The organism is Variovorax sp. PBL-H6 (assembly GCF_901827155.1).
Lineage (GTDB): Bacteria > Pseudomonadota > Gammaproteobacteria > Burkholderiales > Burkholderiaceae_C > Variovorax.
On record NZ_LR594659.1, the window covers coordinates 3,149,731 to 3,169,907 of the forward strand.

The 20,177-nt window shown below is 59.9% G+C and carries 16 protein-coding genes; 11 read left to right on the forward strand and 5 right to left on the reverse strand.

The features are described 5' to 3' along the window. Positions 1-38: 38 nt before the first annotated feature. Genes ligA through smc form a run of 3 tightly spaced genes read right to left on the reverse strand, consistent with a single transcriptional unit; the run spans position 39 to position 6,739 of the window. Entirely contained in the window at positions 39-2,090 is a 2,052-nt protein-coding gene (gene ligA / locus G3W89_RS14755; protein ID WP_162574851.1) for an NAD-dependent DNA ligase LigA, read from the reverse strand. Positions 2,091-2,118: 28 nt separating this feature from the next. Continuing rightward, entirely contained in the window at positions 2,119-3,216 is a 1,098-nt protein-coding gene (locus tag G3W89_RS14760) for a cell division protein ZipA C-terminal FtsZ-binding domain-containing protein (protein WP_162574852.1), read from the reverse strand. A 7-nt stretch (positions 3,217-3,223) separates the two neighbouring features. After that, positions 3,224-6,739: a chromosome segregation protein SMC gene (smc, locus tag G3W89_RS14765; protein ID WP_162574854.1), complete on the reverse strand. Its 3,516-nt coding sequence runs from the start codon at positions 6,737-6,739 to the stop codon at positions 3,224-3,226. Positions 6,740-6,847: 108 nt separating this feature from the next. On the opposite strand from smc, the gene G3W89_RS14770 reads away from it, so the two are divergent. The 11 genes from G3W89_RS14770 to G3W89_RS14820 all read left to right on the forward strand — a co-directional run bounded on the left by G3W89_RS14770 (position 6,848) and on the right by G3W89_RS14820 (position 18,535). Beyond that, positions 6,848-7,600: a hypothetical protein gene (locus G3W89_RS14770; RefSeq protein ID WP_162574856.1), complete on the forward strand. Its 753-nt coding sequence runs from the start codon at positions 6,848-6,850 to the stop codon at positions 7,598-7,600. Between the two features lie 181 nt (positions 7,601-7,781). Continuing rightward, positions 7,782-8,102, forward strand: coding sequence for an ADP-ribosyltransferase (locus G3W89_RS14775; RefSeq protein ID WP_162574858.1), 321 nt, complete (start codon positions 7,782-7,784; stop codon positions 8,100-8,102). 474 nt (positions 8,103-8,576) lie between these two features. Further along, on the forward strand, positions 8,577-9,041 hold the full coding sequence (locus tag G3W89_RS14780; protein WP_162574860.1) for a type III secretion system chaperone: 465 nt from the start codon (positions 8,577-8,579) through the stop codon (positions 9,039-9,041). 65 nt (positions 9,042-9,106) lie between these two features. Continuing rightward, the gene (locus tag G3W89_RS14785) at positions 9,107-10,441 is read left to right on the forward strand and encodes a hypothetical protein (protein WP_162574862.1); all 1,335 of its coding nucleotides are present in this window, start codon (positions 9,107-9,109) and stop codon (positions 10,439-10,441) included. Between the two features lie 594 nt (positions 10,442-11,035). Continuing rightward, positions 11,036-12,295 (forward strand): hypothetical protein, encoded by a 1,260-nt coding sequence (locus tag G3W89_RS14790; protein ID WP_162574864.1) that lies wholly within the window; start codon positions 11,036-11,038, stop codon positions 12,293-12,295. 165 nt (positions 12,296-12,460) lie between these two features. After that, on the forward strand, positions 12,461-12,898 hold the full coding sequence (locus G3W89_RS14795) for a type III secretion system chaperone (RefSeq protein ID WP_162574866.1): 438 nt from the start codon (positions 12,461-12,463) through the stop codon (positions 12,896-12,898). Positions 12,899-12,941: 43 nt separating this feature from the next. Continuing rightward, the gene (locus G3W89_RS14800) at positions 12,942-14,468 is read left to right on the forward strand and encodes a hypothetical protein (RefSeq protein ID WP_162574867.1); all 1,527 of its coding nucleotides are present in this window, start codon (positions 12,942-12,944) and stop codon (positions 14,466-14,468) included. A 388-nt stretch (positions 14,469-14,856) separates the two neighbouring features. Continuing rightward, positions 14,857-15,549: a mobilization protein gene (locus G3W89_RS14805; RefSeq protein ID WP_162574868.1), complete on the forward strand. Its 693-nt coding sequence runs from the start codon at positions 14,857-14,859 to the stop codon at positions 15,547-15,549. A 630-nt stretch (positions 15,550-16,179) separates the two neighbouring features. After that, positions 16,180-16,644 (forward strand): type III secretion system chaperone, encoded by a 465-nt coding sequence (locus tag G3W89_RS14810; RefSeq protein WP_162574869.1) that lies wholly within the window; start codon positions 16,180-16,182, stop codon positions 16,642-16,644. A 50-nt stretch (positions 16,645-16,694) separates the two neighbouring features. Beyond that, positions 16,695-17,738 (forward strand): hypothetical protein, encoded by a 1,044-nt coding sequence (locus G3W89_RS14815; protein ID WP_162574871.1) that lies wholly within the window; start codon positions 16,695-16,697, stop codon positions 17,736-17,738. After that, positions 17,735-18,535: a hypothetical protein gene (locus G3W89_RS14820; RefSeq protein WP_162574873.1), complete on the forward strand. Its 801-nt coding sequence runs from the start codon at positions 17,735-17,737 to the stop codon at positions 18,533-18,535. Before G3W89_RS14815 ends, G3W89_RS14820 begins: the two co-directional genes overlap by 4 nt. Positions 18,536-18,546: 11 nt before the next feature. On the opposite strand, the gene G3W89_RS14825 is transcribed toward G3W89_RS14820, so the two are convergent. Together G3W89_RS14825 and G3W89_RS14830 are read right to left on the reverse strand one after the other, a co-directional pair. Then, positions 18,547-19,086, reverse strand: a complete 540-nt coding sequence (locus G3W89_RS14825; protein ID WP_162574875.1) for a disulfide bond formation protein B — start codon at positions 19,084-19,086, stop codon at positions 18,547-18,549. A gap of 1 nt (position 19,087) precedes the next feature. Beyond that, the gene (locus G3W89_RS14830) at positions 19,088-20,173 is read right to left on the reverse strand and encodes a sulfate/molybdate ABC transporter ATP-binding protein (protein WP_162574877.1); all 1,086 of its coding nucleotides are present in this window, start codon (positions 20,171-20,173) and stop codon (positions 19,088-19,090) included. Positions 20,174-20,177: the final 4 nt, after the last annotated feature.

Below are 20,177 nucleotides of genomic sequence, written 5' to 3' on the forward strand. Positions count from 1 at the left end.
CCCGGTAAAGCTCGCTGGGCTCGCTGGGCTCGACCGCCTCAAAGCCCGTTCTCGAGAATTTCGAGCATTCGCGCCTCGTCGATCACGGCAACGCCCAGCCCCGTCGCCTTGTCGAGCTTGCTGCCGGCCTCGGCGCCTGCCACCACGAAATCGGTTTTCTTGCTGACCGACCCGGCGACCTTGGCGCCCGCCGATTCCAGTTTGTCCTTGGCCTCGTCGCGGCTGAGCGTAGGAAGGGTGCCGGTGATGACGAAGGTCTTGCCCGCGAGCGGCTTGGGCGCGCGTGCGGCCGGCTCGCCCTCTTCCCAGGTCACCCCGCAGGCGCGCAGCTGCTGCACCACCTCGCGGTTGTGGTCCTGGTCGAAAAACGTGCGCAAGCTCTTTGCGACCACGGGGCCCACGTCGTTGACCTCGAGCAATTGCGCCTCGCTCGCGTCCATGATCGCGTCGAGCTTGCCGAAGTGCCTGGCCAGGTCCTTGGCGGTGCTTTCGCCGATGTGCCGGACGCCGAGCCCGAAGAGGAAACGCGGCAGCGTCGTCTTCTTCGAGGCCTCCAGCGCATCGACCAGGTTCTTCGCCGACTTGTCGGCCATGCGATCGAGGCCGGCCAGCGTCGTGAGCCCCAGCTTGTACAGGTCGGGCAGCGTGCGGATCAACTGGCCATCCACCAGCTGCTCCACCAGCTTGTCGCCCAGGCCTTCGATGTCCATGGCGCGCCGCGCCGCGAAATGCAGGATGGCCTCCTTGCGCTGTGCACCGCAGAACAGGCCGCCGGTGCAGCGGTAGTCGACCTCGCCCTCCTCGCGCAGCGCATCGGAGCCGCAGACGGGGCACTTGTGCGGCATGGTGAAGATCGGCCCGCGCTGCTCCGGCGGCCGCGCGGCGCTCTCGGGCACCACGCCCACCACCTCGGGGATCACGTCGCCGGCTCTACGCACGATCACGGTGTCGCCTGCCCGGACATCCTTGCGCCTCGCTTCGGCCTCATTGTGCAAAGTCGCGTTGGTCACGGTGACGCCGCCCACGAAGACCGGCGCCAGCTTCGCGACCGGCGTGAGCTTGCCGGTGCGGCCCACCTGCACTTCGATGCTTCGCACCTCGGTCGTTTGCTCCTGCGCCGGGTACTTGTGCGCCACGGCCCAGCGCGGCTCGCGGCTCTTGAAACCCAGCCGGCGTTGCAGCTCCAGGCTGTCGACCTTGTAGACCACGCCGTCGATGTCGTAGGGCAGCGCGTCGCGCTGCGCCGCGATGCGCGCATGGAAGGCGACCAGCGTGTCGGCGCCCCGCCCCACGGCGCGCTCCTTCGCGACCGGCAGGCCGAAGGCGTCCAGCGCGTCCAGCATTCCGCCGTGCGTGGCCGGCATTTGCGTCCAGCCCACCACCTCGCCCAACCCGTAGGCGAAGAAGCTCAAGGGCCGCTGCGCCACCAGCGCGGGATCGAGCTGGCGAATGGCACCGGCGGCTGTGTTGCGCGGGTTGATAAAGGTCTTGTCGCCGCGCTCGCGCTGGCGCTCGTTCAGCCGCTCGAAGGCATCGCGCCGCATGTAGACCTCGCCGCGCACCTCCAGCACCTGCGGCGCTTCGCCCGAAAGGCGCAGCGGGATCTGCCCGATGGTGCGAAGGTTCTGCGTCACGTCTTCGCCGGTCTCGCCGTCACCGCGGGTGGCGCCCTGTACCAGCACGCCGTTCTCGTAGCGCAGGTTGATGGCCAACCCGTCGAACTTGAGCTCGGCCGAGTACTCGACCGGTGGTGCGTCCGGCGCCAGGCCCAGCTCGCGCCGGACCCGTGCGTCGAAGGCCAGGGCACCGGCGGGGGTGGTGTCGGTCTCGGTGTGGATGGACAGCATCGGCACGGCGTGCCGCACCGGCGTCAGGCCGGGCAGCACGGCGCCGCCCACGCGCAGGGTCGGCGAGTCGGGCGTGCGCAGCTCGGGGTATTCGGCCTCCAGCGCCTGCAGGCGCTGGAACAAGCGGTCGTACTCGGCGTCGGGCAGCTCGGGCGCGTCGAGCACGTAGTAGAGATGGGCGTGGCGGCGCAGCTGCTCGCCCAGTGCGGCGGCTTCGCGAGCCGCTTCTTCGCGTGGCGTCATGAGGTTCTCCGGACTATCAGGGCACGCTCTAGCTGAACAGCCGCCGCGCCAGGGGCGAGCCGGCCGACAGCTCGCGCGAATCGAGGGTGTCGTAGAGCTGCTCGAGATCGGCCCCGATGGCGTCCATCGTCTCCTCGCGAAGCAGCTGGCCATCGCTGTCGGTCACGAGGCCGTCCATTTCGCGCGCCAGCGTCGCGGCCGTTTCGCGCATGCGCGAGAAGGGGCGCTCGGCGCGGTCGACCTGCGGCACGTCCAGGCTCAGCGTGAGCTCGCGGATGGCGGACTGGGCCGGGTCGTCGGCCAGCGCTGCCTGCGTGTCGAAGGACAGGCCGAGAATGGGCGGCAGGCCGACCTCGCTCGCCGGCAGCACCATGCGGCCGGGGATGATGCCGGCAACGAAGCCCAGCCGCGCAGCATTCTGCTGCACATAGCCCGGGCTCCAGGCGGCGTGCAGCGCGCGCAGCACGAAGCTCAACTGCGCATCGTGCGCGCTCGCGAACTGATCGAGTTCGCGCGCCCGCGCGACCTCGTCGAGCATCTCGGGGAACTCGGGCGCGCCATTGACGGCATCTGCAAAGGCCTGCGCCTTGACGACGAATTCGGAGTACTCGATCTCGTTGAGCGCCCCGGTGCGATTGGCCAGTTGCACGCCGGCCTGGAAGGCGCCGTAGCGCTGGCCGGGCGCGGCCGGCTCCCATTCGCCGGTGTGTTCGTTGAGCCCTTCGATTGCCACCGGCTTGCTCCCGGCGCGGCGCGTGGCGGGCATGGCTGCGATGGCTGCATCGCCCGAGGCCAGCCCGTCCAGCGTGATGGGCGCGATCACGTCGATCAGCGGGTCGAGCCCGCCGCGCCGGTCGGCCGTCGGGATCGGCAGCGCACTGGGCGCGGGGAGGTCGGGGTCGAACAGCGGCTCGTGGCGCTCGGCGCCGGCAACCGGGTGTCCGACCACGTGCAGGACCGGCTCTTCATCGCGGCTGAGAGGCGCAGACGCCGTTTCGGGCCGATTGCCGTCGGGTGCATCGGGCTGGCGCGGCGCGTTGCGGCGCGACATCCAGGCGTTGTAGCCGACGACGGTGGCGAGCACGAGGCCGCCGAGGATGGCGAGGGCGACGGTGAGATTGCTCATCCGGCGCCTACGCTGCCTCGGCCATCGACACGGCCGATTCCATGTCGACCGCCACGATGCGCGAGACGCCCTGCTCCTGCATGGTCACGCCGATCAGTTGTTCAGCCATCTCCATCGCGATCTTGTTGTGGCTGATGAAGAGGAACTGGGTCTCGCGGCTCATCGCCGTCACCAGCTTGGCATAGCGCTCGGTGTTGGCGTCGTCCAGCGGCGCATCCACTTCGTCCAGCAGGCAGAAAGGCGCGGGGTTGAGCTGGAAGATCGCAAACACCAGCGCGATGGCGGTCAGCGCCTTCTCGCCCCCCGACAGCAGGTGGATGGTCTGGTTCTTCTTGCCGGGCGGCTGGGCCATCACCTGCACGCCGGAGTCGAGGATTTCGTCGCCCGTCATCATGAGCTTGGCGTTGCCGCCGCCGAAGAGCTCGGGGAACATGCGGCTGAAGTGCTCGTTGACGATCTTGAAGGTGCCGCCGAGCAGCTCGCGCGTCTCGCCGTCGATCTTTCGGATCGCGTCCTCCAGCGTGTTGATCGCCTCGTTGAGGTCGGCCGACTGTGCGTCGAGGAAGGTCTTGCGCTCGCTCGCCACCGCAAGCTCGTCGAGCGCGGCGAGGTTGACGGCGCCCAGCGAAGCGACCTCGCGGTTGAGACGGTCGATTTCCGACTGCAAGCCGGTGAGGCGGACCTTGTCTTCCTCGATCGATCGAGCGACTGCCTCGAGGTCGGCTTCGGCATCGGCCAGCAGCTGCTGGTACTGCTCGAAGCCCAGGCGCGCGGCCTGCTCCTTCAGCTGCAGCTCGGTGATGCGCTGGCGCAGCGGATCGAGTTCGCGCTCCAGCTGCAGCCGGCGCTCGTCGCTGGCGCGCAGCTTGAGCGTGAGGTCGTCGTACTGGCTGCGGGCGGCGCCCAGGGAAGTCTCGCGCTCCAGCTTGAGCGAGAGCGCGTCCTGCAGGCCGGCCTGGGCAGCGGCATCGGACAGGCGGCCGAGCTCGGCACGGGCGCGCTCGTCCTCTTCGGTGAGCGAAACGACCTGTTGGGTCGCCGTCTCGATGGCGCGGTTGAGCTCGGCGCGACGCGCTTCCAGCGTGCGTTGCGCGAAGACGGCCTCCTGCGCCTGGCGCTCCAGGCTACGGTGCTGCTCGCGGCTGGCGGACAGGGCGCGGCCGGCCTCGATCACGCGTTCATCGAGTTGCGCATGGCGCTCCTGGCTGTCAGCCAGCTGCATGTCGAGCTCCTCGAAGCGGCCTTCTGCGGCAACGCGCTTTTCCTGCAGCTCCTCGAGCTGGGCCTCGACTTCGCCGAGGTCGGTGGACAGCTGCTCGCTCCGCGCGCGCGTCTGCTCGGCAAGCTGCGTCAGGCGCAGCGTCTCGACCTGCAGTTCGTGCGCGCGCGACTGCGTGTCGGCGGCTTCGCGCCGTATCGTGACCAGGCGCTGCGCCGCGTCGCCATAGGCGGACTCGGCGCGTGCCAGCGCGGTGCGCGCCTCCTCGCTGATCAGCGTCTGGGCGCGCAGCTGGCGGTCCAGGTTCTCCATCTCCTGCTGGCGCGCCAGCAGGCCCGCCTGTTCGGAATCCTGCGCGTAGAAGCTCACGCTATGGGCTGTGACGGCATGGCCGCTCTTGACGAAGATCGCCTCGCCGGGCTGCAGCTTGTCGCGCTGGGCCAGGGCTTCTTCGAGCGTCGGTGCTGTGAAGCAGCCGTGCAGCCAGTCGGCCAGCAGCGCCTGCTGGCCCGCATCGCCGAGGCGCAGCAGGTCCGCCAGCCGCGGCAGCGCGCCAGACGGCTGCGGCGCGGCGGCCGTGGGCGGGCTGTAGAAGGCCAGCTTGGCGGGCGGCGCATCGCTGCCGAAGGCCCGGACCATGTCGAGGCGGCTGACCTCGAGCGCGCCGAGGCGCTCGCGCAGTGCGGCTTCTAGCGCGTTCTCCCAGCCCTGCTCGATGTGGATCCGGCTCCACAGGCCCTGCAGGCCCTCGAGGCCGTGCTTGGCGAGCCACGGGGCCAGCTTGCCGTCGGTCTTGACCTTTTCCTGCAGGGCCTTCAAGGCTTCGAGCCGGGCCGACAGCTCGGCATGGCGCGCGCCCTCGGTGTTGACGGCCTGCTGCTTGCCGCGGCGGTCCTCGTCCAGTTGCGGCACGGCTTCCTGCAGCTCGTGCAGGCGCGCGTCGGCTTCGCTGGAGGCTTCCTGCGCGGCGGCCAGTTGCTCCTGCAGCTCGCGCAGGCGGGCCTCGTCGGGCGCCGCCAGCGCGTTCTGGTCGCTGCGCAGCCGCTCGGCGCGCTGCGTGAGCTGGCGGGTCTGGTCCTCGATGTTGCGCTGGTCGGCGGCCAGCACCTGGATCTGCTGCTGCACCTGCGCGACGCTTGCACGCTGGGCGTTGGCCTCGTCCTGGGCGCGCTGCTGCGCCTCCTCAAGGCTCGGAAGGCGAGCATCGTGCTCGTCGAGCTGCGCCGCCAGCAGCTCGGCCTGTTCCTCCGCATTCACACCCTGCCCGGCGAGGGTCTCGATCTCGGCCTCGGCCTCCTCGCGGCGCGTGTTCCATTGCGAGATCTGCTCACCGAGCTGCACCAGTCGCTGCTCGACCCGCTGGCGGCCCTCGACCACGAAGCGGATCTCGCCCTCCAGGCGGCCGACTTCGGCACTCGCCTCGTAGAGCTTGCCTTGCGCCTGGTTGACCTGGTCGCCGGCCGCGTAGTGGGCTTGCCGCACCGTCTCGAGCTCGGACTCGACGTGGCGCAGGTCGGCCGTGCGCGATTCGAGGTCGTTGATGGCCTTCTCGCCATCGGCCTTGACCTTGGCCTGGTCGCCCTCGCTCTCCCCGCGCTTCAGGAACCACAGCTGGTGCTGCTTGCGCGTGGCATCGGCCTGGAGCGTGTTGTAGCGGGTGGCGACCTCGGCCTGCTTCTCGAGCCGCTCGAGATTGCTGGTGAGCTCGCGCAGGATGTCCTCGACGCGGGTGAGGTTCTCGCGCGTGTCGCCGAGCCGGTTCTCGGTCTCGCGGCGGCGCTCCTTGTATTTGGAGACGCCGGCGGCTTCCTCGAGGAAGAGCCGCAGCTCCTCGGGCTTGGATTCGATGATCCGGCTGATCGTCCCCTGCCCGATGATCGCGTAGGCGCGCGGGCCTAGGCCGGTGCCGAGGAACACGTCCTGCACGTCGCGCCGGCGCACCGGCTGGTTGTTGATGAAGTAGCTCGAATTGCCGTCGCGCGTCAGCACCCGCTTGACCGCGATCTCGCCGAACTGCGACCACTGGCCGCCAGCGCGGTGATCAGAGTTGTCGAACACGAGCTCGACGCTCGAGCGGCTGGCCTGCTTGCGCGTGGTCGTGCCGTTGAAGATCACGTCCTGCATGGACTCGCCGCGCAGTTCGGAAGCCCGCGATTCGCCGAGTACCCAGCGCACCGCATCCATGATGTTCGACTTGCCGCAGCCGTTGGGACCGACCACGCCCACCAACTGACCAGGCAAGAGGAAGTTGGTGGGTTCCGCGAAGGACTTGAAGCCGGAGAGCTTGATCGAATTGAGACGCACGGCGGGTCTGGCTAGGTGGCCAAGGTATTGATTTGTAAGGGAATATTTGCCGATCTGATCCTCCGGGATCGGCTCTCTGCCCGAGGCGGCGATGATAACGTGCGGTCCATGAGCGAAACCCTCCGGTCTTCCCCTCTCGCGCGCCGCGCCGTACTCATGAGCGGCCTGGCCGCAGCGGCCCTCGGCCTGTCGGGCTGCGCCAGCACCGAGCGTGCCGAGGCTTATGGCAACAACGAGTGGCTGCAGAGCGGTGCCAATCGCATCGCGAACCTCGTCTTGCGCGACAACCTGCAGTCGATACGGCGTGTGCAGCTTTCGCTGTACCGGCGCAACCCGCGCGAATGGCGCAAGTGGGCGCCGAGCGCGGAGGATGCGACCCAGCGCACCTGGGACGCCATTTCGCAGGATGTCCCCCTGGCCCCGTTGCGCGGCGCCACCGGCATCGACGCCATCCGCCTCGCCTTTGAGACCCAGCCAAAGCCTTACGAGGGCGATCGCGTCGCGGCGTTGGTGGTCGGCTGGGCGTCCATGCTCAAGCAGGCCAACGGCGGCACATGGGAGCAGACCATGCTCGACGGTGTGAACGCGGAGAACAGCTACCGCGCGGCCCGCAATGTCGAGATCTCGCTGTGGCTGATCGGCTCGAAGACGGCGCCGGACGGCCAGCCGCTGCTGCTGGCCACGGAGATCAGCGAGCGCGGGCGCAACCTGGTGGTCGATCGCGAGCTGTCGAAGGTGGTCGCGCGGCTCGACCTGTTGGCTGCGCAGGCGGACGAGAAGTACCGGCGCGCGGCGCTGGACTTCAGCCAGAACTGGCTGCTGGGCAACCTGGGGCCGTTCTTCGCGATGGTTCAGAGATAGGTCGATTCATCAGGTGGCTCATATGCAAACTCCAGCAATCACTCCGGCAGAAGGCGGACCCCAGCCTCGGGGCAGATCTCGCTCCGCCGAACACCTTCAAGAACCTGGTGAAGGCCTGCCAAAGAGGCTTTGCCTATCTACCGCCGCTAACGACTGACACCCTCTCCGCGGCACGAACTTCTTGTTCGATGAGAACCTCAAGCCAGGTGACGTTTTCACGGACCCGGCATTCGTATCCACGAGCACCTCACAAGCAGTCGCAGAGCGAAAGTTCGAAGGGCGCTATCTGCTGAAGATCATCAACGTTCCGGGGGATGTTCCACGTTGGCGAGATATCTCTTCCTTCACGGGAAATTCGGCAGAGGCCGAAGTCCTCGGCCTGCCCAACACGACCTTCAAAGTCGTCTCACGCGAAGTGAGCGCAAGACAGGTGCCGTGTGGAGACAACGGTCAGATGATTGACCAGGAAATCATCACGCTCGAGCCCATCATCATCAACTGAGCGAGCACTCCCAAACAGGTACCCATCGCTCGTTGATATCGGTCCAAGCACGCCTTCATCGCGAAGATAACTTCTTCGAGCCAGATCACGTCTGGCAGTCCTCGACCGACGACGACCTCTCGCTGCACCCCAAAAATCAGGCTCGCCCCCACTCGATTTCCGTGGGTACTTTTGTTTGCTGATTGTTGGCGTTGCTGTAGCCAAGCCGCATCGAAATTTTCTTCCAGCGTTAACGGAAAAGACGCGGGTTCGCGTGCATCTCAAGCGCAGCCGCTTCCTAACTCTTTCTTCTCGATGGCTCAGAAAAGGTGAACTCCTGGGCCTCTTTGACAGAGGAACCTTTGTTTGCAGCAGGTCACTCATCCGATGAGAAAACCAGTGACAGAGGTTTCCGGGATTCGCAGGGGGTTTCACTCGTGGCAAGGAGGCACGCCGTCGTGCGGCGGCTTGCCACGTGCAAGCAGGTAGGTGTCTATGGATATTGATTCAAATCAGGTAGCCCAACTCCTCATGGAGCTCGGCGAACGCACACCAAGCATCGAAAGCATCGTCCAGGAGGCGGATGCACCTCGGTGGGCCATCGAGTTAGGGGATGGCCTTGTCGTCCTCGCAGAGTTCGATCAGGAACGCAGCAGGCTCGGTCTCGAGACTGACTTGGGCAGACCGCCCGAAGAGCACCGGCTGGCGACTTGCGAGGCTTTGATGATGCTCACGTCCCTTGAGCACGCCTCGCACGATTGGGCAATGGCACTCAGCGAGCCGGACGGCGAATTCCAATTCTGTGGCCACATTGCGATGCCCCTGGCGTACCCGGTGGACTTACAGGCAACTCTCTCCGCTTTTGTCGATCAAGCGCAGCAGTGGCGAGAAATTGTTGCGCGCGGAGCGCAACCGGGGACCAAGCAGATTCAGGAATTAAGCCCCGACCTCTTGCTTTAATGGCAGCTGCCAGATTGCCAGCCCCTCGATTTCTATCAATTTCACTAAACACTGAAAACTCACTTATGAATCCCAACACAGTCACACGCAGAATTTCAATCAACGAGAACATCCTCGTCAGTGATCTGCAGAAATTCGCAGGAAATTTTGACAACAATGCAAAACTTCGGGGAAAAATCAACAAAGATGGCACGTACTCTCTCAAGATTAGCACAAAAGGGCACAGGACGGGGGCAAAGGATATTTTATTTGACACCGTAAAAATCCGACGAAATTCTGCTCGCGCCGCAATTGCGCGAGTTGCAATCAGAGAAGGAAACACGGATTTGGCCAAGGCAATGAAAAATGGCATGAATTCCTCAAAAGAATTCACCATAGGGGACCTCAAAGCCTTACTTCCAACGGCAGCGCCTCAACAATCAGTTGAATTTAATCTAAGCTCGAAGCAATCGTTAAATCAAGCCTTCAAAACTCTTGAATTTCGAGTTACAAAAAACAAAGAAGGAAATCAACCGATCACATTTTCCAATTTCTTCAAGACCACAAAAGACGTTATCTACGAAATTTCCACAAAAAGTCCTAGCGCGATCGCCAAAGGGCTCAAAGAAGATGGACTTATTGAAGACGAAAATCTTGGAACAATGGGGGAGGCAGACGCCAGGATTCTGAACGGATTCATTGCTGCAGAGAATACTCAGGCCTCACGGCAAGAGGCCGCGCTGAAGGACACCGAGCAAAATAAACTTGCGAAGATCTGGAAAAAAGTCCAGTGCGGAATAGATTTAATTCCGACCAAAAGAACACCGGAGCGAGCACATTTCGATAAAATGAGCTACGATTTTTCAAGAGAAATCGCAGGCAGCGAACTATTTCCGGTGAATGTTGGCGAAGGCATCCTGGGACACGGAGTCGATATTGATCGCAGCTTGAATCTAGTGCTAATCGGACTTGGCGATATTGTCACTAAAATCAACAGTGGCACTTTCGATCTCAAAAAGATAGAAACACAAATAAAGGATCTTGCTGGCGAAGGGAAGCTCGATGAAAGACTTAAAAAACTGGAGGTTGGGGCAAAACTCCTTACGAACGACCGGTATCTCCAGACCCTTCCAAAGGACAAACGCGTTCCACTAGGAATTCTCGGTGTCAACATGGTAAATTTGGTTGAAATGTTCAAAAAACCTAATGGGCAATATCAATCGCTTCGTCTTGTGCTCGAGAGTGCTAAAAAAAACCCTCAGTGGTTCATTGAATGGGCGCAAGGGGCAATAGGACAAGCCGCTCAATTGCCGGAGCAACTGCCGAAGCCATTGGCAGAGGATGATTCCAATATGAGTGACTCGCAGGAACAAATTAGCTTTTCAGATTTGAGCGATCGATCTTCTACGCAACTCCTCTAGGGTAATTTTCCCTTGGAAATTCAAGAAGGCCCATCGCCCTTGATCGGACTTTTTGCAGGTTTCTCTTGCAAAAGGGATCACATGCCCTCCACGAACGACCAGGTTAACTTCGTCGTTCGTGTGGAAGCTAACAGGCAAAATCGCTACTCAGCCTCGCGCTTCAGAAATTTCGTCAGCTTAGTAACTCAATTCGCCAGCAAATCCTATTGGGCGCCTTATTGATGGATTAAACAGAATTTTAGAATATTTGTGACGGCCGCTCGTGCGTGGCACGCTGATGCATCGGAGCAGGATGGCCGATGCTCGCTGACGATCAATGGCATCGATGTGCTCATCGATCTGGATGAGGAAACGCACGCTCTGCATTGCTATGTCGATCTGGGCGATGCCCATTCATACGATCGCATGGACGTCTGCGAGCAATAGCGACAAGCTCGCGGAAATGCTGCGCTACTAAGTCGACGAGACGTTAGCAGTGCGGCAAGTGATTGCCGCCGGCATGCCACCTGAGGGCCTGGGCACCGTCTTCGCCGCCGCACGAGTTTGACGTCATTCCTTTCACTAGTTTCCAGCACACATTCGAAAAAGACAGCCATGAGCCGCATTTCAAAAACTTCGCCACCTCTTACTCCCTCTCTTATTCAAAAAAATAACTCTTCAAGTGACTCCGAAAAAGAGAAGCTCTCGAAAAAAGAAAGCAAATCACTACTGAAGGGCCACATTTCCCCAAGGAGGACAAAAGCAGAAAACGAGCAGAAGAGTTATTCGGTCAAAAATCCCCTGACTCGTCGCCCGAAACCCATTTCGCTCGATAAACCAAAAGGCACCGCCCACGACAGGCCGGAGGCACTGATATATCCTCGCGAGATTTTTTCGTCGCTCGAGCGCGATCAAATCGTCCTCCTTAACGACTCTGTCAAAGATAACGATACACCGAAAAATCAAGGCTCCGAAAATGATGAGTCATTCATTCCGAATGCTGATTTCGAGAAAAAATCTCAACATAGCGATGATTCCACGTCGGGTATGGCAGCGCTCCAACCTTATCGCCCGAGGCATCAAGGATTACCCCAACTTCCGCAGTACCGCCCTTCTCGCCGGGGCGCATACAGTCAGCTAAAGAATGCGACCACTCTTACCGCGACGGAAGTCGAAAAGATAGAACTCAGAGACGCCAAGCTTCAACCCATTCGCACAGGCCTGCCGGCTGGGGTGATCATGGATGACCACGGTAATTTGGGCGGCACCCACATCATCGAGAGTGTTCCGACCTATCCCAATAAACCCACTGAGTTATCCCCGTACCAGAAGCGAAAATATGCGGAAGTAGTTCAAGACCGCGTCCAAGTTGCTTTGGAAAAATCTGAAGAACTCGACGGAGTAAGGGTTGTACGGCAAGCAATTAACGATTTTTATCGATTGGATCTCGTGATTCACGATGGGTCAAATAATCTAATAGCCGAACGCGATGCAAATGATCCTGGCGGCAAAATAAGAAATAGCCAAGTGGCCAAGGCCTTGCTTGATCTTACCGACGACAAGATCACCACTTTTGTTCTTTCCTGCGCACTTACACAGGGTTTGGTCTTAACGGCTCCGCTTGCCGTCAGCAATTCCAAGGGGGAAGGCATTCCTTACAAGTTGATCGGTACGCATAACAGCGTAAAACGAGAGCTACGAGTCACGGAGAGCGATGGCTCCGAAGAGAGGGTGACCGACGTCAGGCAGGTAGGCGGAGCCAAGTGGGTTCTGTCTCGCGACGGGGCAACTTCAAAATATCCATCGGCTGGCAAGCGTATGTTGAAGCAGCGCAAGGCCTCGAGGCCAACTTGCCGTTGGAAAAAGATCATGTGATTGGCCTTCGGTTCTGTGCCGATTTCATAATCAACGGCGACGCGGCCCGGAAAGGTGAGCTCAATATTTCCATACCCAACGGAATTAATGTAGTCTTCTCGGGACGTCTAAAGCTGAACTGAAAAAGCTCGACGTGTCCAGCCAACCTTATCAGGAGTCTTATTGATGGATCACACGAAATTCCATGATATTTGCGTGACAGCCGCCAAGGTCTTGCATACCGACGCATCGGAAAACGATTGCCAATGCTCGTTGACGATCGATGGCATCGATGTGCTCATTGAGCTCGATGAAGAGGCTGATGCTATGCATTGCTATGTCGATTTGGGTGATGCGAATTCGCACGAACGTATGGACGTCTGTGAGCAATTATTGGCGCTTAACCTGCGCACTCACAGTAACCATCATGGCAGCTACGCCTTCGAGCCGAGTTCAGGCCGCGCAATCTTCTGCGCCAATCTACTTGACGCTGCCAATCTCGATGGAGACGAATTGGCGAAAATGCTGCGCTACTACGTTGAGGAGACCGAAGAGGCGCGTCAAATAGTCAACGGGACGGCGATGAAGAGTCTTGGGGAACTGTTCCATCCCGAACTTGCATGACCACACTGTGCTTTTTATTTTAATTATTTAACAAGGCTTTGCCATGAATACAAATCCAAATCAGTGGGGAAAATTTCGCCCGTCAGTCGTCAAATCCGTCAATCAAACAAACAACGAGCCAAACGAGCCTCAATCCTTGGCGTCACCTAGGGCGCGACTAGGGGACATCGTTTCATTGGGGAAACGCAGAGACAAGGTGGCCTCCGAAGTCGCATTGCGTAGTAACCGACTTCCGGCCGAATTGCAAAAATTCAATGAAGATAATAAAGAAACCGAACGCGACGGGCAGAATTTTGAGTTTTCCGTCAACGATGCAAACATTGAAGACCGGTCCGGCATTGCTATTCAAAACCCATTTGATGCGGATCTGGAAGATCTGTTGGCACCGGCCCGGCCTGACCTCAAATCACAAGCAACCGGGCTTGACCACAACCCTGACAGCAGTGCCAAAACCCCATTTGATGATGATTTGGATGATTTGTTGGCACAGATTAGGCCCCTGAATTCCGACCTCAAATCACAAGCAAGCGCGGAAACGCCAGAAAAACAGTCGAATGAATCGACAAAATGGAACCCGGCGACTGACTCGATTCGCAGAGGGAACAAGACTTACGTCTTGACTCGCGAAAGCAAGAAAAGTTCAGATGTGAAAAGTGATAGCAAAAGAACCAAATTTGCCACCACAAAAAAGCAGGAACGGATCGAAAAAACACCCACTTACGCGGCCATAAACAGCAAGAAAGAAAAACTTGCATTTGCTCGCGAAATTCTGCCTGCCGAAGTGATTGTGGACAACAATGGAAACTTGTCCGGAAGCCTACAAATCACGCATACGCCAATGCAGTATCGCGAAGGAGCCACTGTTCTGGATGGCGCTTTCTTGGGGAGAAGCTACGCTGACAGATTTAATGAATTGGGTCGTTCGTATATGGAGAGATCCCTTAAAATAGATGGCCTTGAGATCACTTTTCAAGCGGGATTGGGTGATTTAGGTCGACTCAACGATCTCGAGATTTTTGATAGCGGATCTTCATTTCTGTCCAAAAATATCGACGATAGCGAGATGCCAGATCCACAGAAAGGCCGCACCAAAGTCATCGCTCATGCCCTTCAAGATTTTGCAGGGTCTGCCGGCGCGCTGTTCGTTCTAAGCTCAATTGTCCAACCAACCATTTTGCAGAAAATTCAGGGAAGCCTGAGTAATGGCAAGGGAGTGGCAAGCAATAGCCATCTGGGTCCCTTCCGAAAGGCTCAGTCGTTTACCGTCTTCAAGGACGACGGCAACCGGGAAGAACTGAACTGGACAAACTTCGGCGTAAGCTCAGCCAAGCTCAGACTGTTTCGCGACAACGGTAACTTCGTCTTGACCGTCGACTGGCAGACGTATTACACGCGACCGCTGGGTAAGAACAGGGAGGTGGTTGAAGGCATGCCGTTGGGCCCAACCGATGGCATCAGCGTCCATTTCCAGGCCGAAATAAGGATCAACGAAGAAGCAGCTCACGAACGCCTGCTGGTACTCTCGACAACGGGTATCCAAGCGATATTCGGAGGGCGCCTCAGCGTTTGAGCGAGGACTGAACGAAGCCCAGCGTTTGCCACCTCGGTGCGGGCTTGCAGCAACCTCACGCCCCTGCAACTTCATGGGCGGCGAAAAAAGCAGTTTCGGCAAGTCCGTGGCTCTGATGGAGCTGACCAAGCATGCTGAAGAAGATCCCATTGCGTTCACTCAGTTGGTAAGACAAAAAATCGGGGCGCTCCCTCTTTCCGCGCCAGTCAACGAAGGTGAATCCCAATCTCAGATTGAGATTCCTCGTTCCGAGCTAATTGACCAGACCAACTGCCGTGATCGGCATGCTTCGCTGAGGATCCAGCAGGAAGGGAAGGGCTCGGCGTCGCCCGGCGCTTGGCCCCTAGAATGCTCAACGCTTCTCCACCCCCCAATCTCCAGCAACCTCATGAGCTCCATCAACTTCATCGGCGGCGAAAAAGGCGGAGTCGGCAAGTCAGTCACCGCCCGGGTCCTGGCGCAGTACTTCATCGACCACAGCAAGCCCTTCGTGGGCTTCGACACGGATCGATCGCACAGCTCCTTCACCCGCTTCTACGAGGGCTTCGCCTCGCCGGTGGTGGTCGACAGCTACGAGGGCCTGGACACGGTGGTCAACGGCTTCGAGACGCATCCGCAGCAAAGCGTGATCGTCGACCTGGCAGCGCAGACGCTGGCACCGCTGGCGCGCTGGATCAAGGATTCGGAGCTTTTCGACGTCTTCGCCGGGCTCGGCGTGACGGTCAATTTCTGGCACGTGCTGGACGACGGCAAGGACTCGAGCGACCTGCTCGGCACGCTGGTCGATACATTCGGCAACCGGCCCAACTACATCGTGGTGCAGAACTACGGCCGCGGCAACGACTTCGCGCTGCTGCTGGGCTCACAGTCGCTCAGCAAGGCGACGATGCACGGGGCGCGCGTGATCACCCTGCCCCGCCTGCACGACGCGAGCATGCGCAAGATCGATGCGCGCAACACCAGCTTCTGGAAGGCGGTCAACGACCGCGAGGGGCCGAACGCGCTCGGGCTGCTGGAGCGCCAGCGCGTCAAGAGCTGGCTGGCAACCTCTTACGCGGCCTTCGACACCTTGCCGCTCTGAACGCGGCTCCCGCTTGCTCGGCGGGAGCGCATCGGCGACGCGATCCGCCTCGCCTTCGAGACTCAAACCAGGCCCTCCGGCAGCGATGGCGCGATGGCGCGATGGCACTGATGATCGCTGCGAGCACGCCGGCGCGTACCTGGGCGCAGACCAGAATGCTCAACGCCGTGAACACGGAGAACAATACCGTGCCTCGAGCAACGCGGAGATTCTCGCCACGCGCTGCCGGGCTCAGGGCGGTGCCAATGGACAGCCGCCTGACGCCGTGCAATTTTTCTCAATTGTGAACGGAAAAGTCAACTCCTGGAGTTTTCTCGTTGGACCTTTTGTTTTAACTCACATCCATCCAACTACAGAAATCACGGCCAGATCACTTCCAAAGGCAACGAGATTCTGCACAGCATTGCGCTGAATTTCCCTGTAGACGACGTCTGGGCTGGCTTTTTGGATGGTTAAAAAAGGTCAACTTGCAGACCTGCTCCCCCGCTGGAACCTTTGTTTCCGGCAGGTTCCATACCCAACGGGTCAGCCGGATCATCAATGTGTCCGGATCCCGCAGGGGGGGCATCGTGGCGAAAGTGCACATCGTAGTGCGACGCCGCCGTCACACTCAACCGCAATCAAATACCGATGACCATTGATTCAGACCAGATAGCCCGACTCCTCGTGGAGGTGGGCCAACGCACACCACGCATCGAAAGCATCGTGCAGGAGGCCAACTCGACTCGTTGGGCCATCGAACTGGGTGACGGTTCGATCGTCCTCGCGGAGCTCGATGAAGAACGAGGCAGGCTCATTCTGGAAACGGACCTGGGTCAACCGCCCCAAGAGCACCGGCTCGCGACCTGCGAGCTCTTGATGATGCTCACGTCCCTCGAGCACGCATCCAAAGGCTGGGCGATGGCACTCACCGAGCCGGACGGTGAATTCCAACTCTGCGGCCACGTTCTGGTCACACAGCTTTCCGTCGTGGATTTGCAGTCGAACTTCGAGTCGTTTATTGGCCAGGCGCAGGAGTGGCGAGAAATTGTCGCCCGGGGCGCGCAGCAAGAGCAGGTCGAAGAAGAGACATTGAACCCGGACTTCCTTGTTTAACAACCACGGCTGATGAATCACTCTCACGCCTCACTTAAAGATCAAACGCCATGCCTCCAACCCATTCTCTTCCCGTCACCAGCGCTACAACTTTCCACCAGCTGCAGGATTTCCTGAACAGCGCAAATGACGAACGCAGTCTTCACGCAAAAACCGGCAAGGACGGTTCGCTCGTCCTCTATGTGAGCAAAGGCAAGGGGACTGGATTCAAGCAAGCACTATTTCCTAAACAATTCCAGGCTCGGAGAATCGCGGCGCATCGGGCCATCTTGAAAATCACAGGAACAAATAGTAGAGGACAAAACGCAGCTTTGCATGCCTCGATAACAAGTGGATTCATACCGAAGGAACGGGATGAGGCCAATTTCGTGATGGACGCGGCACCGCTGGTCGTGGGAGATCTGAAATCCAACTTGTCCGAACAAATTGACCTCCATCAGCAAGCCTTTGCAGAACGATATTTCGAGGCAATCGAGCTTGACTTCGACAACGGCAAGGCGCAAACGCCGTTTTCACCTGAAAACGAGAATACCACGCCACTGGCAAAAGGTTTGCGTGATGCAATGGATGACATTCGAAATGCGGCTCATCAACTGAGCGGATCCGAACGCAAGGACCTTCGATCCAAAACCGCGGACTTCATCGAGCGAAATGTTAAAAATTGCCCCTTCAATCCCTCGCACGAATACGAAGAAATAATCGATTCCAGCCTCAATTTTGACAGAAACATAAACAGCCTGCTGAAAGAGATTTTCGAACGCCGGCCTCACGACAAAAGAATGGAAGAGATCACGATAGAGCTGGCCAATAATTTCAAGAATTTGAAATTCAGCATGGATCTCCTCGCGGACAAGGGATTCGTTGAGAGCTGCCCGGAAGGAAAGCGCGCGGGCCTAACCATGCTCGGCAAGCAATTGACCGCACTGCACGAGCTTCTCAATCAGCCCGAAGGATTCTATACATCTATCGGCGCACTTACCGGGCTGGCAATCAACTCGCCCGCCGACTTCAGAAGTTACCTGAATAAATTCAAATCCAATTTCATTCACGCCAATTTGCCGGATGGCGCAATTGTGGATGAAAATGGAATTTGAGTGGAGGTCAGACACTTCGCATAGTACTGAACTTCTCCAAATACCCCGAACTGCCATCACAGGCAAGCGGCAATGCCGGCTCGTCCATTGCGGACATGCTTGAGGGCGCAAAAACGCAGAGTTTGATGAAGGGCAAAGAAAAGATCGGCCCAATCACGGTTCACAAACAGGCAATTGCTGATTTCTGGCGATTTAACTACGAAATTCCGACAGAACCGGGTACTGTATTCAATTCCGACGATTTACCAGTTGGAACCGATCAGCAGCACCAGCGCAACATATCCGTTGCTTACGCAGTCGAAGCATTTGCGGGTCGGGACCCCAACACCACCTTGGTGCTCTCCTCAGTTCTCAATCAGACCACATTGAGTCCGCTGTTTCATTGCTTGGCCGATCCGGGAGGGGAAAGTGTTCCTTTTAGAATGATCACCAGCACCAATGCAGCAACCTTCGACGGGCCGCTAATGCTTCAGAAGCGCGACGGAACCTACGAAAAAATCTCGACCAAAGGAATGGGGGCATGCAAATGGAAGCTTTCGCATGTGATCTCCGAGAACGGTAAAACTGACTACAAGATCTCGATCGATTGGCAAACTTATGCCGTTGCCAACGATGTCCAGGACTGGCTATCGCTGCCCGAGAACAATGTCATTGGAATTCACTGGAAGGCAGATTTCATCGTCGATGGCGATGAAGCTCGCAAGGGAGTGCTGAAACTATCGATTCCCGACGGGATCGAGACGACCTTCTCGGGCCGCCTGAACGTTCAGAAAAAGAGTGGCGGCGTCGAGGTCTGACTCGCGCCCAGTCACGCCGCCTTTGACACACTGCCGCTCTGAAGACCGGGGCGCGGGCCGCGGCGCGAGAACAGCAGGCAGAGCAGCAGCACGCCGAAGACCACGAAGGCGATGAATGACCAGTTCGCAATCGACAGCCCCAAAAAGGTCCAGTCGATCTGCGTGCAGTCACCGCCGCCGCGGAAGATCATCGGCAGCGCCCGCTTGAGCGGGAAGGTCTCGATCATCCCGTAGAGGTCGCGCCCGCAGGAAACGACTTCAGGCGGATACCACTGCAGCCAGCTCTGGCGCGCAGCGGTGTAGGCGCCGCCGATGGCCATCACCAGCGCCAGCGTGGCGCCGGTGAGCTGCAGGCCACGGCTCTTGCCCAGAGCCCCCAGGCCGGTGAACACCGCCACCAGCACGAGCGCATAGCGCTGCACGATGCACATCGGGCACGGCTCCAGGCCCACCACGTGCTGCAGGTAGAGCCCGAATGCCAGCATGGCCACGCAGGCGGCGCAAATCAGTGCAAGCGCGCGGCGCGGCGCTCCGAAGTACCAGTTGAACAAATCAGTGCCCCTCGACGAAGACGCGGGCCCGGCGCGGCGTGGCAACCACCGTCTCGCCTTCGCGCAGTCCCAGGTCCCGGAACTGTTGCGCAGGAAGTTGCGCCTCGATGATGGTTCCGGAGCCAGGATTGTCTGGATTCGATTCCACCGGTTCGAGTTCCAGGCGCGCGATAGGGCCGACGACGATGGCCCGGCTCAGGGTCGCAACGATGCCGCTGGCGCCGGGCACGTAGCGCTCGACGTCGAGGTCGTGCGGCCGCACATAAGCAAGGGCCTTGCCGTTGCGCAGATCGCGGTGCTCGGGCGAATCGATGCGGATGCCTTCGACATGCACCTCGCCCTCGTGCGCGCGGCCGTGGAAGAGGTTGACGTCGCCGAGGAAGCCGTAGACGAAGGGGCTGGCCGGATGGTCCCACACGTCCTGCGGCGAGCCGACCTGCTCGATGCGGCCGCTGTTCATCAGCACCACGCGGTCGGCGACTTCCAACGCCTCCTCCTGGTCGTGAGTGACGAAGATGCTGGTGACGTGCAGCTCGTCGTGCAGCCGGCGCAGCCAGCGGCGCAGCTCCTTGCGCACCTTGGCGTCGAGGGCGCCGAAGGGCTCGTCCAGCAAGAGCACCTTGGGCTCGACCGCCAGCGCACGCGCCAGCGCGATGCGCTGGCGCTGGCCGCCCGAGAGCTGGGCCGGGTAACGGTCCGCCAGCCAGTCGAGTTGCACCAGCTCGAGCAACTCGTGCACCTTGGCCTTGATCTGCGCCTCGCCCGGCCGCTGGCCGCGCGGCTTGACGCGCAGGCCGAAGGCCACGTTCTCGAACACCGTCATGTGGCGGAACAGCGCGTAGTGCTGGAAGACGAAGCCGACCTGGCGCTCGCGCACGTGCACGTCGGTGGTGTCCTCGCCGGCGAACAGGATGCTGCCGGCGTCGGCCGTCTCCAGGCCCGCGATGATGCGCAGCAAGGTGGTCTTGCCGCAGCCCGAGGGACCCAGCAACGCGACCAGCTCGCCGGAGTCGACGTCGAGGCTGACGTCGCGCAGCGCGTGGAAGTCGCCGAACTGTTTGCTGACGTTGCGGATTTCGATGCTCATGTTC